General features: G+C 46.1%; 17 protein-coding genes. 2 read left to right on the forward strand and 15 right to left on the reverse strand.

What is annotated here, in order from left to right:
* Positions 1-3: 3 nt before the first annotated feature.
* The 3 genes from T488_RS0115065 to T488_RS0115075 form a co-directional block, all read right to left on the reverse strand.
* Entirely contained in the window at positions 4-450 is a 447-nt protein-coding gene (locus tag T488_RS0115065; protein WP_028521521.1) for a GNAT family N-acetyltransferase, read from the reverse strand.
* Positions 451-514: 64 nt separating this feature from the next.
* A complete protein-coding gene (locus T488_RS0115070) occupies positions 515-718 on the reverse strand; it encodes a ferredoxin-thioredoxin reductase catalytic domain-containing protein (RefSeq protein ID WP_028521522.1) in 204 nt (67 codons plus the stop codon).
* Between the two features lie 21 nt (positions 719-739).
* Positions 740-1,897 (reverse strand): FprA family A-type flavoprotein, encoded by a 1,158-nt coding sequence (locus T488_RS0115075; RefSeq protein ID WP_028521523.1) that lies wholly within the window; start codon positions 1,895-1,897, stop codon positions 740-742.
* Between the two features lie 741 nt (positions 1,898-2,638).
* Between T488_RS0115075 and T488_RS19430 the strand changes: the two genes are divergently transcribed.
* Positions 2,639-2,746: a DUF3789 domain-containing protein gene (locus tag T488_RS19430; RefSeq protein ID WP_082320559.1), complete on the forward strand. Its 108-nt coding sequence runs from the start codon at positions 2,639-2,641 to the stop codon at positions 2,744-2,746.
* Between the two features lie 56 nt (positions 2,747-2,802).
* Here the strand turns inward: T488_RS19430 and serS are convergent, their stop codons facing one another.
* The 12 genes from serS to rpmH form a co-directional block, all read right to left on the reverse strand.
* Positions 2,803-4,095: a serine--tRNA ligase gene (gene serS, locus T488_RS0115080; protein ID WP_028521524.1), complete on the reverse strand. Its 1,293-nt coding sequence runs from the start codon at positions 4,093-4,095 to the stop codon at positions 2,803-2,805.
* 11 nt (positions 4,096-4,106) lie between these two features.
* Positions 4,107-4,958 carry a ParB/RepB/Spo0J family partition protein gene (locus T488_RS0115085; protein WP_028521525.1) on the reverse strand — a complete coding sequence of 284 codons (852 nt, stop codon included), beginning with the start codon at positions 4,956-4,958 and terminating at the stop codon, positions 4,107-4,109.
* A 16-nt stretch (positions 4,959-4,974) separates the two neighbouring features.
* A complete protein-coding gene (locus T488_RS0115090) occupies positions 4,975-5,802 on the reverse strand; it encodes a ParA family protein (protein ID WP_028521526.1) in 828 nt (275 codons plus the stop codon).
* A 154-nt stretch (positions 5,803-5,956) separates the two neighbouring features.
* A complete protein-coding gene (locus tag T488_RS0115095) occupies positions 5,957-6,778 on the reverse strand; it encodes a ParB/RepB/Spo0J family partition protein (protein WP_028521527.1) in 822 nt (273 codons plus the stop codon).
* A 112-nt stretch (positions 6,779-6,890) separates the two neighbouring features.
* The gene (gene rsmG, locus T488_RS0115100) at positions 6,891-7,595 is read right to left on the reverse strand and encodes a 16S rRNA (guanine(527)-N(7))-methyltransferase RsmG (RefSeq protein WP_028521528.1); all 705 of its coding nucleotides are present in this window, start codon (positions 7,593-7,595) and stop codon (positions 6,891-6,893) included.
* On the reverse strand, positions 7,585-9,474 hold the full coding sequence (gene mnmG / locus T488_RS0115105; RefSeq protein WP_028521529.1) for a tRNA uridine-5-carboxymethylaminomethyl(34) synthesis enzyme MnmG: 1,890 nt from the start codon (positions 9,472-9,474) through the stop codon (positions 7,585-7,587). Before mnmG ends, rsmG begins: the two co-directional genes overlap by 11 nt.
* Before the next feature lie 33 nt (positions 9,475-9,507).
* Positions 9,508-10,869 carry a tRNA uridine-5-carboxymethylaminomethyl(34) synthesis GTPase MnmE gene (gene mnmE, locus T488_RS0115110; protein WP_028521530.1) on the reverse strand — a complete coding sequence of 454 codons (1,362 nt, stop codon included), beginning with the start codon at positions 10,867-10,869 and terminating at the stop codon, positions 9,508-9,510.
* Positions 10,870-10,918: 49 nt separating this feature from the next.
* On the reverse strand, positions 10,919-12,001 hold the full coding sequence (jag, locus tag T488_RS0115115) for an RNA-binding cell elongation regulator Jag/EloR (RefSeq protein ID WP_028521531.1): 1,083 nt from the start codon (positions 11,999-12,001) through the stop codon (positions 10,919-10,921).
* A gap of 21 nt (positions 12,002-12,022) precedes the next feature.
* Positions 12,023-13,165, reverse strand: a complete 1,143-nt coding sequence (locus tag T488_RS0115120; RefSeq protein WP_028521532.1) for a YidC/Oxa1 family membrane protein insertase — start codon at positions 13,163-13,165, stop codon at positions 12,023-12,025.
* Between the two features lie 12 nt (positions 13,166-13,177).
* Complete coding sequence (yidD, locus tag T488_RS0115125; protein WP_028521533.1) at positions 13,178-13,465, reverse strand: membrane protein insertion efficiency factor YidD; 288 nt, start codon at positions 13,463-13,465, stop codon at positions 13,178-13,180.
* Positions 13,462-13,830, reverse strand: coding sequence for a ribonuclease P protein component (gene rnpA, locus T488_RS0115130; protein WP_028521534.1), 369 nt, complete (start codon positions 13,828-13,830; stop codon positions 13,462-13,464). The genes yidD and rnpA overlap by 4 nt, the downstream gene beginning before the upstream one ends.
* A 66-nt stretch (positions 13,831-13,896) precedes the next feature.
* Positions 13,897-14,031, reverse strand: a complete 135-nt coding sequence (gene rpmH, locus T488_RS0115135; RefSeq protein WP_009986162.1) for a 50S ribosomal protein L34 — start codon at positions 14,029-14,031, stop codon at positions 13,897-13,899.
* A 567-nt stretch (positions 14,032-14,598) separates the two neighbouring features.
* Here rpmH and dnaA point away from each other — a divergent pair.
* Complete coding sequence (gene dnaA / locus T488_RS0115140) at positions 14,599-15,969, forward strand: chromosomal replication initiator protein DnaA (RefSeq protein WP_028521535.1); 1,371 nt, start codon at positions 14,599-14,601, stop codon at positions 15,967-15,969.
* Positions 15,970-16,319 lie beyond the last annotated feature (350 nt).

The following is a 16,319-nucleotide window of genomic DNA, read 5'->3' on the forward strand; positions in this document are numbered from 1 at the left end:
TTATCAAATTTCCTTTGCATACAGGCGGTCGGTATCGCCGCCGTAGTTCACTATATCACGGATATAGGTGTATCCGTATTTCTCATAAAGTCCCGTATACTCCGTGGGTATATAGGTCTTTGTGAAGCCCAGCTCCTTTGCGAAAGCATTGGCTGAGTTTATAAGCTCGCCGCTTATGCGGCGTCCCCTTGAACTCTCCGTTACGAAGATGCAGGAGATCCACGGAAATATTTCCGGAAGCGGATAGTAGTCCGTCTTCATTATTGAAGCCATTCCAACTATCTCGCCGTTCTCAACTGCGGCAAACATACACTCCCAGTCGGTGAACTCCCACTTCCTGAGCATTTCCGCAATGTGCTCCTTTACCTCATACCATGAGCAATTCTCAACGAAGCTCATGAGCTGCTGTGCAATAGGTGAGTCCTTTACGACTCTGCTTACGGTCACCATGAGAAATGCTGGGCTGCCAGCTGAACTTCCTCTTCCACTGTTTTGCCATCCATTATATTTCTCCTTAATCCTCCAGAGATTTATAGTAGAGCATACAGTGACAGAAGCCCTCAAATGTGGGGTCTGCGATCTGGTCGCGGAACTCCTTGCACATACACTTGTTCTCGGGAGTCTTTGCCAGTCTGCACGGACAGTAGCCGTCCTTCATTTTCAGACCTTCCTTTATTCTTGCCACTACTTCTTTGTCGGGATTGAGTGTAACTTTCACGCTTAGTCCCTCCTTGTATTTTTATTTCATGAGCTCCTCTGCGAGAGCGTCTATCTGCTCAAGGTTTGCAGCCTTAACAGCAGACTTGATAGATACTGTTGTGTCTGTCCATGTGATGTTCTTGGACTTCTCGAACATTCCCTTTACTACCTTTGCAGCCATGGGAGCCCAACTTCCGTTCTCGATGATACCGATAGTCTTGTTCTGGTAGTTTCTCTCGGTGAGGTCGAGAATGAAGTGCTTCATGAAGGGGAATATGTCTGCGTTGTAGGTAGTTGTTGCGATGACAAGCTTGCCGTAGCGGAATGCGTCCTCAACGGACTCAGCCATGTCCTCTCTTGCAAGGTCTGCGATAGCTACCTTTGGGCAGCCCTTTGCTTCCAGCTTCTCCTTGAGGAGCTCTGCTGCCTTCTTGGTGTTGCCGTATACGGAAGTGTAAGCGATGAACACGCCCTCGGACTCAACGCCGTAGCCTGACCAGGTGTTGTAGAGTCCCAGATAGTAGTCAAGGTTATCCTTGAGAATTGGTCCGTGGAGAGCACAGATTATCTTTATGTCAAGAGCAGCAGCCTTCTTGAGAACAGCTTGTACCTGCATACCGTACTTGCCTACGATGCCGAAGTAGTAACGGCGAGCCTCGCAAGCCCAGTCCTCCTCAACGTCAAGAGCGCCGAACTTACCGAAGGCGTCTGCGGAGAAGAGCACCTTATCTGTGCTGTCGTATGAGAACATTACCTCGGGCCAGTGGACCATGGGAGCGAAAACGAATGTGAGCTCATGCTTTCCGAGGCTGAGCTTGTCCCCCTCCTTGACCTCCAGCTTGTTTGCGATGTTCATATCCTCGAAGAAGTTGCCTATCATTGTGAAGGTCTTTGCGTTGCCCACAACAACAGTCCCGGGATACTTGTCCAGAAAGTTCTTCAGGTTAGCGGAGTGGTCGGGCTCCATGTGGTGAACGATGATGTAATCGGGCTTGCGGTCACCGAGCACCTCAGTGATATTGCTGAGCCACTGGTCTGTGAAGTTTCCGTCGACGGTATCGCAGACTGCTATCTTCTCATCAAGGATAATATATGAATTATAAGCCATGCCGTTGGGCACGTCATACTGTCCCTCAAAGAGGTCGAGCTCGTGATCATTGACTCCGATGTAGTAAATGTCGTTGGTTATTTTATTCATTGGAAATTACCTCTTTTCATTGATTTAAGTGCAGTTTTTTTCCTGCACGCTGTAAAGTAATTATAACATAAATACTATATAATGAAAAGTGGCATTTGCAACAAATTTAAACTTTTTTCTTGTACTGTCTGCGCTTCAAAAGTGCTCTTTATTTTGTTAAGATATGATATTTTAGTTTGCAGCTGCGAAAACTTCTCCCACGGAAAATAGCCTTATTCTCAGGCAGGGGAGTACCTCTCTCAGGCATTCTGCGGTGGGGGAGGGGTTGGTTTTCCACCACCTTTGTACAATATTACTATTGCCGTTTTTCAGAAAAATATGCAGGCTCTCTCCCCTCTCCCCTTGCGAGGCGCCTGACGTAATAAGGGGCTCTGCCCCTTGAACCCTGCCAGAGGCGCCGCCTCTGGACTCCGCCAAAGGAACAGAGTCCCTTTGGAATCCCGTTCATGAGCGTCCCAAGCACTCCCCGTGTCGAGGAGCAACTGCCCTTTCGTTGATACACGGACGTCTTAGCGCCGCCGCTCGCTCAGCGGCAAATTATGATTTATGATATTAAAAATATAGAACAACATCTCCGCTTTTGATTATTGTGATAAAAAATGAGCATAATATAAATGTGCGCGGAAAATGTTTTGAAAGTAAAGGAGTAAATTTATGCTTGGCTTCGTTTTAGGCAGTATGTTTGGCGGGCGGAGTGCCTCCGCTGCCAGCGTGCGCTACCGAGAGTAAAGGAGTAAATTCATGTTTGGTTTCGTTTTAGGCAGTATGTGCGGCGGGGTGGTAGGCGTTGTTACAATGTGTCTCTGCACAGCAGCAAAGTGGGGAGACCAGCACATCGACCGCCGGTAACTCCCCTGCCACATAAAAAAAGCGGTACAGCAAAACTGTACCGCTCATTATAATCATTACTTCTTCTCGGGAACCTTGATGAGATCCTTTCTCATGTAAGGCTGGAGTGCCTTGGGGATTCGGATAGAACCGTCCTCGTTGAGGTTGTTCTCAACGAATGCGATGAGCATTCTCGGAGGAGCTACAACTGTATTGTTAAGAGTATGAGGGAAGTACTTGTTTCCGTCCTCGGTCTTTATCCTTATGCCAAGACGTCTTGCCTGTGCGTCGCCAAGGTTTGAACAGCTTCCTACCTCGAAGTACTTCTTCTGACGGGGTGACCATGCCTCTACGTCGATGGACTTTACCTTCAGATCTGCCAGGTCTCCCGAACAGCACTCAAGTGTGCGGACAGGTATATCCAGTGTGCGGAAGAACTCAACTGTATAGCTGTAAAGCTTGTGGAACCAGTCCATAGACTCCTCGGGCTTACATACAACTACCATTTCCTGCTTCTCAAACTGGTGGATACGGTAAACGCCGCGCTCCTCGATACCCTTTGAGCCAACCTCCTTACGGAAGCAGGGAGAGTAGCTTGTGAGTGTCTGGGGAAGCTCAGACTCGGGAAGGATAGTGTCGATGAACTTACCGATCATTGAGTGCTCGGAGGTACCGATGAGGTAAAGGTCCTCGCCCTCGATCTTGTACATCATGTTTGCCATGTCATCGAAGCTCATAACGCCTGTAACGACTGCGCTTCTTATCATAAAGGGCGGGATATAATATGTAAAGCCCTTGTCGATCATGAAGTCTCTTGCATATGAGAGAATACAGCTCTGGAGCTGTGCGATGTCGCCCTTGAGGTAGTAGAAACCGTTACCGCTGGTGCTTCTTGCGCTGTCGATGTCGATACCGTTGACCTTTTCCATGATGTCAACGTGGTAAGGAACCTCGAAATCCGGTACAGCAGGCTCGCCGAACCTCTCCACCTCGACGTTCTCGGAGTCATCCTTACCGATTGGAACGCTGTCGTCGATGATGTTAGGAATGACCATCATGATCTCCTTGATCTCGCCCTCAAGCTTTGTCTCAAGATCCTCCATCTCAGCAAGCTTGTCGCCCAGCTGAGTTACCTCAGCCTTTGCCTTCTCAGCCTCTTCCTTCATGCCCTTAGCCATGTATCCGCCGATCTCCTTGCTTCTGACCTTGCGGACATTACGGAGGCTGTCGCACTCTGTCTTGGTCTTTCTGTACTCCTCATCGAGAGCAACTACCTTATCAACAAGCTCCAGCTTTTCGTCCTGGAACTTCTTCTTGATGTTTTCCTTTACCAGCTCGGGGTTGGTTCTAATAAGCTTAATATCTATCATATTTATTCTCCTTATTCCTCTTTTGCCAGCTTTTCAGCCAGTGCTGCGAGGTCATTTTTGTCATAAAATTCAAGTATGAGGGCGCCCTTGTTCTTCCCGTAGTCCACCTTGACCTTTCTGCCAAGGCGCTCATTCAGTGAAAGCTCCATTTCCTTGAAGTAATTGTCTATCTTCTTATTTGAAGTCTCTGCGGGAGCTTCGATGTGTTCCGCAGACTTCTGTGCAGCCTTCTCTACCTGACGTACGGTCAGACCGCCCTCAGCAGCCTTGAGAGCTGTTGCGATAAGCATTTCCTCGTCCTCAAAGCCCAGCAGCGCCCTTGCGTGACCTGCGGATATATCTCCGTTTTCAAGCATTTTAAGCACTCTCTCGGGAAGTGAGAGAAGTCTCACAGCATTTGCAACTGCGGAACGTGACCTGCCCACCATCTTTGCTACCTTTTCCTGAGTCATGCCGAACTTCTCTATAAGCTCGTTATATCCGGCAGCTTCTTCGACGGGATTGAGGTTTTCACGCTGAAGGTTCTCGATAATGGCTATCTGCATAGTCTCAAGATCCGAAAGCTCACGGATATTTACGGGCACCTCGTCCAGACCCAGCATTCTTGCAGCGCGCCATCTTCTCTCGCCTGCCACGATCTGGTAGCCGCCTGTGTCAATTGGTCTGACAACGATAGGCTGAAGCATACCATGCTCACGGATTGAGTCCGCAAGAGCTGTGATAGCTTCGTCGCTGAAGGCTTTTCTGGGCTGATCCCTGTTAGGCTCTATCTCAGAAGTGCGAAGGGTCTTTTTTACCTGCACATCGAAATTATTATCGCTGAGCAAGGTATCAAGTCCAGCACCTAAACCACCTTTTGCCATATTTTATCCTCATTCGTCAAGACGAACGTTTTCCTTTCTTATGTTTTTTGAAAGAGAAGATCTTCTTCTTTTTAGGCAGCTCCAGAGGCTCGCCCAGCAGCTCATGACACACAAGCTCATATGCTTCCGAGCCCTTTGACGCTTTGTCGTAGTACATCACAGGCTTGCCATGGCTGGGAGCCTCTGATATACGCACGTTTCTCGGCACCTTTGTGCTGAACACCTTGCCGGGGAAGTACTTCTCCACCTCTGCCACAACGTCGTTAGCCACATTAAGGCGTCCGTCAAACATGGTAAAGAGGATACCCTCGATCTGGAGCGCGGGATTATAATTATTTTTAACTATTTTAATAGTGTTCACCAGCTGTGAAAGTCCCTCAAGTGCATAGAATTCAGCCAACATAGGAACGATGACACTGTCGCAGGCAACTATACCATTAATAGTAATAGTACCCAGAGCAGGAGGACAATCAATAAATATATAATCAAAATTCTCCTTGCAGGTAAGAAGCTGCATTTTCAGTCTGTTTACCCTGTTCTCATTCTGTGCAAGCTCAAGTTCACAGCCTGCAAGATCCTCTGTCGCAGGAACTATTGATACATTCTTGAACTCAGTAGGTATGATTGCGTCCTGAATACGGGTCTTTCCTGTTATAACATCGTAAGTCGATGCAGGAACGGATTTTTTCTTTATTCCGAAGCCCGTAGTTGTATTGCCCTGGGGATCGGAGTCGACGCAGAGCACTTTAAAGTCTCTGGAGCCCAGATATGCCGCGATATTGATAACGGTAGTTGACTTTCCGACGCCGCCCTTCTGGTTGGCAACAGCGATGATCTTGCCCATATTATCTTCCTTTCAGAATTTACTTATACTATTATAACACTTTTTGCTCCTATTGTAAATACGAAAGAGAGATTTTTTCAAAAATTGTTTCATGTGAAACATTTTGAAATAAAAAAACACATGAAACATATAAAATGTTTCATGTGAAACAATTTCAGGTCTGATTTTTCTTCTGTATTGGTATCCTTACCCTGTACTCAATATAATCTTCACTCTGTATCTTTCTGGAGTCTGCTGAAATGCCCGCAGCCTGCATAGTCTCCACAGCCTTATTAATAGTGTTGACAAACATCTTTACATTCTGAAATACAACAGAACGTTTCTTGTAGCTCACCTTATTTTTCTCGCTTCCAATAAATTCATCTATAAGCCTCTCTGAACGCTCCACATTAAGGTTATTGCGAATTATCTTTTCAAGGATAAAAAGCCTGTCCTCAGGACTTCCAAGCCTGAGAAGTGCCCTTGCATGACGCTCGGTAAGATCATAGCGGGTTATCAGTCCCCTCTCCTTCTCAGTAAGTCTTAACAGACGAAGTTTATTTGCAACAGTGCTCTGAGCCCTCCCAAGCTTTGCAGCAGCGTCCTCCTGAGTCATACCATAGTGTGTGATAAGCTTTTCGATAGCAGCAGCCTCCTCAAAGAAGGACAAGTCCTGACGCTGAATATTCTCCACAAGAGCAAGAACCGCAGAATGTCGGTCGCTGATGTCATAAACAATACAGGGAACTACCTTAAATCCGCACATTTTAGCGGCTCTTAGCCTTCGCTCACCGGCAATAAGCTCATACATATTGTCCTTTTTGCGAACCGATAAAGGCTGTAGTATACCGTTCTGCGCAATTGACTCGGCAAGAGCGGTTATATCCTCGGTGAAGTCTGTTCGTGGCTGATAGGGATTAGCCATTATCTGGTCAATACCGATCTCAACTACCTTATTTACAAGCTTTTCTTTAGTGAAATTCAAAAATCCAGACATATTTACCTCCAAGTGTTTTTTTATATTTTAACACCTTCGGGAAATAGTTTCCATACAAAAAAATCGCCATTTTGAAACAAAATGGCGATCAATGCGACATATAAACGCATTATTATAAAGCTTTTTTCTTGATCTGACTGCTATTTCTTGGATATTTTGGCGGAGTCTGCGATATTTTTTTTACGACAACGATCTTTCTGCTTTCGTCAAAGAGCTTGTATTCCTGTTGAGTCTCAATACTTCCGCCAAGTATTTCTACAGCATTAGCTCCGAGGGAAATATCCTCATTAGGTCCCTTCATTGCCGCAAATAAACCGTTGATCTTTATAAATGGGATACACAACTCGCTTAAAAGTGACATATTGGCAACTGCCCTCGCGCAGGAAAAATCGAATTTTTCCCTATATTCAGGTAATTTAGAAATATCCTCGGCACGTCCATGTATAAATTCAGCCTCGATCTCAAGCTTATCACAAAGCTGTTTAAGAAAATCTATCCGCTTGTTAAGGCTGTCGAGAAGGGTAAGTCTGATGTCAGGGCGAAAGATCTTAATAGGAACAGAGGGAAATCCGGCACCGGTACCTACATCAATAAGAGAAGAATTTAGCGGTATATTGACAAATTTCAGAAGCATAATACTGTCAATAAAATGTTTGCGAAGTATTTCTTTTGGCTCTGTTATAGCAGTAAGATTGACCTTTTCATTATATTCAACAAGAAACTTTGCATATATATCAAGTTTGTCATACTGCTCTCTTGTAAGCTCAAGTCCGGCAGCTTTAAATTCAGAGCAAGATAATTCAAATTCAGGTAGCATCTGAAGCTCCTTTCTCGTGCATAAGCCAGACTGCAAGCATGGAAATATCAGCAGGTGAAACGCCTGAAATCCTCGAGGCCTGACCGAGAGATAAAGGTTTGATCTTATTCAGTTTTTCAGTAGCCTCTAAACGAAGTCCATATATCTGAGAATAGTCAATGTCGGGCGGGAGCTTTTTCGACTCCATTTTACGCATTTGCTCTATCTGTGCAAGTTGCTTTTCAATATAACCCTCATATTTGATCTGAAGCTCGACCTGTTCACAAACCTCCCAGGAGAGATCAGGACGATCAGGATCAAACTGAGCAAGATCGTTATAATTAATCTGAGGGCGCCTTATAAGATCAGACATTTTACAGCCGGTCGAAAGGGGACTTGTTCCACATGATTCAAGAAAAGAATTCAGCTCATTACTTGGTGATACGTTTAATTTTGACACTCTGTCGATTTCTTCAGCGGTCTGCCTTTCTTTTTCAAGAAGCTTTTCATACCTTTCGTGAGAAATCAAACCAAGACTGTGTCCGATCGGGGTAAGCCTCTGATCTGCATTATCCTGCCTTAAAATAAGCCTGTACTCACTTCGTGAAGTCATCATTCTATAGGGGTCTGAGCAGCCTTTTGTGACCAGATCATCAACAAGAGTACCGATATAAGAGCTTGCTCTGTCAAGTATCATGGGCTCTCTACCTTTTATCTTAAGGGCAGCATTAATACCGGCAACGAGACCTTGTGCTCCTGCTTCTTCGTATCCTGAGCTTCCATTGAACTGTCCTGCACCGTATAAGCCCTCGACATTTTTAAACTCCAGGGTAGGAAGAAGCTGATTTGGATTACAGCAATCGTACTCTATGGCATAAGCCGGTCTCATTATCTCTACGTCTTCCAGTCCGTCTATTGTTCTTAAAAACGCAAGCTGTACGTCTTCCGGCAGCGATGATGACATTCCCTGTAAATAGTATTCTTCTGTTGTCAATCCCATGGGTTCAACAAAAAGCTGATGTCGCGGCTTGTCAGAAAATCTCACAATTTTGTCCTCGATTGACGGACAATATCTCGGACCTACACCTTCGATCCTGCCGGAATATAAGGGTGATCTGTCAAGGTTTGCAAGAATAACTTCGTGCGTTTTACTGTTTGTATATGTAACATAGCAGCTAACTTTATTCTCAAGTCCCTCTGATTCAGTTTCAAATGAGAAGGGGACTATTCTTTCGTCTCCTTCTTGTTTTTCCATTATATCAAAATTAATACTTCTCTTGTTTACTCGGCATGGAGTTCCGGTCTTAAATCTACGGAGCTCTACACCATTTTCTGCAAGACTTTTTGACAACATTTTACTTGGTAAAGCAGCGTCAGGACCGCTTTCATATGAAACTTCACCTATATGTATCTTACCTTTAAGATAAGTTCCGGTAGCAATAATTACAGCCTTGACCCTGTATTCAGCTCCGAGACTTGTCCTTACTCCGACAATTTTATTATCTTCTGTAATAATGTCAGAGATCTCCGCCTGCTTGACATAAAGATTTTTTTGATTTTCACATACATTTTTCATATATTCATGGTATCTGACACGATCTGCCTGGACCCTGAGACTGTGAACTGCGGGACCTTTTCCCCGATTGAGCATACGGCTCTGTATGAAGCAGCTGTCCGCAGCTTTGCCCATTTCTCCGCCTAAAGCGTCTATTTCGCGCACCAGATGCCCCTTTGCAGTTCCGCCGATTGACGGATTACATGGCATATTTGCGATCTGATCAAGTGATATAGTAAACATCACAGTCTTGCAGCCAAGTCGGGCTGAGGCAAGAGCTGCCTCCACACCTGCGTGACCTGCACCTACAACTGCGACGTCAAATTCTCCCATCTGGTATGTCAAATCTATCCCTCCTTCATTGTTTCACATGAAACATTACTTTCCTACACAGAAGCGTGAAAATACTTCGTCAACTACAGCGTCGGTAACTTTCTTTCCGGTAAGCTGTAAAAGCGACTGTTCCGCTTCATCTATAAGTACATTGACAGCGTCCAGCATTTCACCGATTTCAAGTGATGAAATAGCACTTTCAATACCTTCAAGTGCTTTATCGATACACTTTTTCTGTCTCTCGTTTGCAGCTGTTACTGTATCAAAATCAGCTTCGTTGAGCTTGAATATCTCTTCAATATGTCTGTGGAGATCCTCCACACCTGTATTTTCCTTGGCAGATAAAAATACTATATGTTGAATTTTATTCTGTAAAAGGGAAGTATCTATCAGCTGATCAACATCATTTTTATTGATGACGGCAATTGTTTTATTATTATTAATTTTATTAATTAAATACAAATCGTCCTCCGTGAGCGGACAGCTTCCGTCAAAGACAGCAATGCACAACTCTGAGTTATCGATCATCTTTTCAGCCATCTCAATGCCGATACCCTCGATCCTGTCATCTGTATTGTGAATGCCGGCAGTATCTGAGAGCCTGAGAGTGATGTCACCCACGCGGACAGTTTCCTCAATAACATCACGGGTGGTTCCAGCGATCTCGGTTACAATACTCCTCTCGCAGCCGCTCAGACAGTTGAACAGCGTGGACTTCCCCACGTTAGGGCGCCCGATGATAGCCGTAGCAACTCCCTCACGAAGTATCCTTCCGCTGTCATAGTTCTTCACCAGTGAGCTGAGATCACCGCGGACCTCTTTCAGCTCCGCAGCAAGGTTCTCGGGACGTACCTCGGGAATATCCTCCTCGGGATAGTCAGCCCATGCAGCCAGATCGCCAAGTATCTTCAGCAGCTTCTGGGAGCATTTCTCAGCCTTTCTGAAGGCAGCGCCCTCACGGAGGCTCTCCGCCATTTTAAGCTCACGCTCCCCCTTGGCGGAGATTATATCCATGACTGCCTCCGCCTGTGTCAGGTCAAGCTTTCCGTTGAGATAAGCCCTCTTGGTGAACTCGCCCGCCTCCGCGTTGACAGCTCCGTTAGCAAGAGCCGCGCGGAGTATCTTCCTTGTGACATAGAGACCGCCGTGGCAGGACAGCTCCGCAACGTCCTCGCCTGTGTAGCTGTGTGGAGCACGGAACACCGTCAGGATACAGTCGTCAAGTCGCTCTCCGCTGTCGTGGGCGATACCGTAGGCGCAGGTGTACCCGGGCATATCAGCGACCTTCTTATCACCGTAAGGGGAGAATATACGCTCCGCAACAGCTATTGCCTCCTCACCGGAGATCCTTATGACTGCTATACCTCCGACTGCGTTGGGAGTCGAAATGGCTGCTATTGTCGACATTTTATCACTTCCTAAAAAAACAACGGCAATTAAGCCGTTGTTTGAGATATTAAAGTTCTATCTTTCCGTAGAGACCGCCCTCGATACTGTCCTCGGGCTTTGGTCTCTTGTAATCCTTTTCAAAGCTTGTTGAGAGGTCAACGCTTCTGCGCTCCATGTTTACCTCTCTGTCGCGGTTTCTTCTCTCGCCGCCGTTTCTTCTGTCATTTCTTCTTCCGCCTCCGCGTCTGTCGTCACGGCGTCCGCCGCTTCTTCTGGGATTATTTGAAGAGATGATGATCTTTCTGTAAGGCTCTTCGCCCACAGAGCGTGAGGAAACGCCCTCGATATTTGAGATAGCGGAGTGGATAACTCTTCTCTCATAGGGATTCATAGGCTCAAGGGGCTGTGATCTGCCTGTTCTGAGAACAGACTTGGCAACCTTAGCAGCCAGCTGCTCAAGAGTTTCCTTTCTCTTGCTTCTGTAGCCGAGGCAGTCAATGGTGATCCTGTAATAGTCCTTGTCGCCCTTGTTGGCGATGATCGAGCAGAGGTACTGGATAGCGTCGAGGGTCTCGCCGCGTCTTCCGATGATAGTACCGTTATTGTTGCTTTCGATGTTGATGACAGCGCCTGTCTCGTTCTGGTAAACGGTGAACTCTGCGTCAACGTCCATAGCTCTGAGAATGCTTGTGATGTAGTCCTTAGCCAGCTTTACCTTTGGATTGATGAGAGCCTCGTCCTCGATGAGGGTAAAGTTATCGAGGGAGTAAGCCTCCTCCTCCATATCCTCAGCGGCATTTGTCTCTGCGGGAGCTTCCTCTGCCTTCTTTTCAGCGGGCTGGGGAGCTGCCTTTGTCTCGGTAGTAACAACGGGCTTCTCTGCTGCGGGAGCCTTTGTAACAGGCTCAGCAGGCTTCGGTGCGGGAGCAGTGGTAACAGGCTTTGCCTCAGCATTTGGAGCTGTTGTCTGAGCTGCGGAAGCTGTCTCAACGGTCGCCTTTACCTTTGCTTCCTTGGCGCCCAGTCCGAAAAGTCCTTTTTTTCCTTCGTCGATGATCTCGAAGCTGATCTCACTGATCTTTTTTCCGAACTTCTTTGCGGCTAAATCCTTAGCCTCTTCAACGGATCTTGCTGTAAAAATTTCAGTCATACTTTTACCTCCCTGAGGACTTTAGTCCTCATCATTATCATCATCGTCGTAAGAATCACCGTATTTTTCAGCCATGCGTCGTCTTGCTTCCTTGAGCTTGTCGCGGTTCTGCTTATTCTGCTCGGAACGTGAGATGCCCTTAGCCTTGCCTGAAGCTGAAGAGCCGCTGTTCTGCTGATCGAGAGCAGCCTGCTGCTCCATCATTTTCTGCATGAAGGTCTTCTTATTCGGATGTTTTTCTGCGTAAATTCGTGCTTTTTCTTTTTCCTTCTCATTTATCGCCGTAATACGCTCGGGAGTAAAGTAGCAGTTAAGCGCAAAGGTTATAAGGAATGAGAATACGGATGACCATATCCAGTAGAATCCGATACCTGCGGGGAGACCGAAGGCAAAGAGGATAGAGATGATAGGCATACCGAAGGTCATTACTGTCATACAGCCGCCGCCTGCCTGAGCAGCAGGGTTGGTCTTCTTCTGATGGATCTGGCTGTAGACTGATACCAGCATCTGTGCCAGACCTGCCAGGAAGGGGATAGCTGCAAGGATAACAGCTTCCTTTGTCCAGCTGTCGGGGTGAAGAGTAGGAGTCTTGCCAAGGTTAGCGCCGAAGATGGTGAACTTCTCATTGAATTCGCTTACCTTTGAGAGGAAATTCTCGCCGAGAGAAGCGTACTTGTCGCCGTGGTCTCTCAGGTTCTCCATAGTGAGGAGCTCACATCTCAGGTTCTTCATATTGAGACCCTTGATGTCGCTGTTCTCAGCTGCAATACCTACAGCCTTTGTGATAACGTCCTTGGATATGTTAAGGATATGGGTTATGGGCTTATAAATAACGTCGATAACGCCGAAGAGCAGGAACATCTGTATGAACATAGGGAGGCATGAGCCCATGGGGTTTACGCCCTCCTGCTGATACAGCTTCTGCTGTTCCTCCTGAAGTCTCTGTGGGTTATTGGCGAAGCTTTTCTTGAGCTTTTCCAGCTTCGGGTTAAGAAGCTGCATTCTTGCTGCGCCCTTCTGAGTCTTATAGCTGACGGGGAAGAGCAGTATCTTTGTAACTATGGTGAATATGATTATAGCCACAGCATAGTTATTGCAAAACGAGTAAATAAGTCTCATCAGGTATCCGAAGGGGACACCGATAATATCATAAAGTGCGTTCAATATTCATCCCTCTTAAATCTTTTTGTTGTCTTCATCCTCACCGTAGTCAGGGTCAATGAAGTCGTATTTTTTCACCCTGAAGGTGAATTTCTCGGGGACGAGGTCCACGCCGCCCATAGACCATGGGTTACAGCGGAGTATCCTCCACACGGCAAGAGCCGAGCCCCTTACTGCGCCGAAGCGCCTGACAGCTTCCAGAGCGTAGGTGCTGCAGGTAGGATAATACTTGCATTTAGGGGGGAACAGCGGAGATATGAACCTGCGGTAGAACTTTATCAGCCCCAGTATCAGAAATTTCATATCCGCTTTTTATTACCGTCGAAGCTGCGGAACATCCTGTTGATGTCGGCGACTCCGTACTTTTCCATATAGCCGCAGTACTCCTGTGACTTGATCTCGCATATAGCGGTCCTTGCAACTATGACTATATCCATGCCCACGGGGAGCTTTACCTCATTATTCCTGTAGGCGAGGCGGATAAGCCTTTTAGCTCTGTTGCGGCAGACAGCGTTGCCAACTTTCTTACCTGCGGTTATACCCAGTCGATTGAATGGTCTGCCGTTTGGTCTGACATAGATGACCGAGTATTTTGAAGCGGCATACCTGCCCTTTTTATACAGGGCGAGGAAGTCCTTATTATCGTTCAATATTTCCGTATAAAGCATAATCGCACCTGTAAAAGCCGTCCTAACAAAAAAGACCACAAAATAAAGATTTTGTGGTCAGCCTCGTCAGTGAGTTAATCTTGCTCTGCCCTTAGATCTTCTACGAGCTAAAACCTTTCTGCCGTTCTTAGTAGCCATTCTCTTCATGAAGCCGTGCTCCTTCTTTCTGTGGAGCTTCTTAGGCTGATATGTTCTTTTCATATTCAGTGTCCTCCTCTCTGCCAATTGTATACAAGAGCGTAAAAACCGCTCTGACTGACGCGATTTACGCGCAGGGGCACTTCGCCCTGCATTACACTAAATCATTATATATTAAAAAGACCTTTCTGTCAAGCAATTCCCGAAATTTTTTTATCGGGAAGGTGATTTTCTGTCTTTTTGACAATATATTCTGAACCTTAACAGATGAAATTTCAACACTTTGTCCGATTTTGACAGCTGACACAGCTCTGACCCGGTATTGCTGATATATCGTTGAATTTTTTGAAAAACAAGAGTAAAATTCTTATCAACCGTCCTGTTTCAACATTTTCAGACACGGTTTTTTCAGTAAAAAACAGGTTTTCCCCATGAGTTTTCAAGCGTTTCAACACAGTTTTCAACAATATGTCAATTTGTGTGTGGAAAGAAGGGTTATTTTCTATCTCTTTACCAAGGAAATCTACTTGCTTTTTTCCACCCGTTATGGTATAATTGTCTTATATATTATTAATAGGAGAGTACGGTCATTTTTTCTCCAACTATACTTACATACATTCGGAGGTTATTATGAATTCATTTGTCGAGGTTTTTGAGAAGGTAAAGAGCTACTGTCTCGAAAACGGAACTATACCGGAAATAGGCATCAAGACATGGATAGATCCGCTGGTGCCTGTTGATTTCAACGGATCCGAGGCTATTTTCAGCGTGCAGACTGATTTCCAGAAAAATATTGTAATGAACTCATATGCCAATGCTGTCAAGGACGCATTCTTCAACGTTCTCGGACTCAATGTCAATATCACCATCAATGTTGAATCCGACGAGCCCGAAAAAATAAAGGTTCCCACGGACGCCGAGCTTGAGCAGAAGCACGCCGAGCTTGAGCAGTCCTATAAATTTGCAAATTACGATTACACCTTCGATACCTTCATCGAGGGCCGTTCAAACGAATTTGCCCTTGCCTGCTGTAAATCAGTGGCAAACAACTGCGGAAACAAGGATATTCCCGACTATAACCCCCTGTTCATCTACGGTCATTCGGGAATGGGCAAGACCCACCTCATCACCGCTATTGCCAACGAGGTAAGAAAAAATCACCCCGACTTCAACATCGTCTATGTCACCAGCGAGACCTTCGGAAGCGACCTTGTAAACGCCATCAACAAGAGCAGTCTCTCTGACTTCCACAATAAGTACAGGAATGCGGATATACTCCTCATCGACGATATACAGTTCTTCTCCGGCAAGGAACGTATGCAGGAGGAATTCTTCCATACCTTCTATAAGCTCCACCAGGAGGGCAAGCAGATCGTTATCACATCGGATAAGCCCCCCAAGGAACTGGTTACTCTTGAGGAGCGTCTCCGTACACGTTTCGAGGGCGGTCTCATCGCAGACATCTCAGACCCCGACTATGAGACAAGACTTGCTATCATCAACAGAAAATCCGAGCTCCTTGAGCTCAAGATGCCCAGCGAGGTCGCGGAATTCATGGCTAACCGCCTGAAATCCAATATCAGACAGCTTGAGGGCGCAGTTGTCCGCCTCAAGGCTCTCAACCACTTCGCAGGAAGCCCCATAACCATATCAATGGCTCAGAGCGTTATCCGCGATGTCCTCACAGACGAGCAGCCTATCCCCATCACCGTCGAGAAGATCATCTCAGAGGTATCCACGGTATACGGCGTATCTCCCGAGGATCTCCGCTCAAGCAAGCGCTCCGCACAGATCTCTACAGCCCGTAAGGTGGCTATCTACGTTGTCCGTGAGATCACTCAGATGCCCCTTGCTTCCATCGGTACTGAGTTCGGCGGCAGAGACCACTCAACCATCGTTTACTCAGTCACCAGCGTTACCGAGTCAATGGAAAAGGACTCTAACCTCAAGAACCTTGTCAACGATATAATCAAGAACATCAAGGACAAGAGCAAGATCTGAGTCAACGTTTAAAATGTTGAAAACTGCTCATTCAACAGAGTTTTCAACAGTGAGTTTAAAACTAATTCAGAGACAGTCCTCTGAATTAATCCCCGATACAAAAATGATACTCCGTCTTTGCCGGACGGTGATGCCGGATCTCATTTCAACAGGGACAACTTTCAACACTTAACACCATTGTGAAATTTTCAGCTTAAAAATATTTCAAAATCCCCCTTTCCACATTTTTCTCAACTTTTTTTCCTTTTCAACTCCACAATGCTCAACCTTTTTCACACAAAAACGGACAGGCTCTGAGCTTTTCCAAAAATTCCAAAATTTCACAACAGCGCTCTGTGGACGAGCTGTTC

Origin of the sequence: Ruminococcus flavefaciens ND2009 (genome assembly GCF_000621785.1) — a bacterium.
Taxonomy (GTDB): domain Bacteria; phylum Bacillota; class Clostridia; order Oscillospirales; family Ruminococcaceae; genus Ruminococcus; species Ruminococcus flavefaciens_C.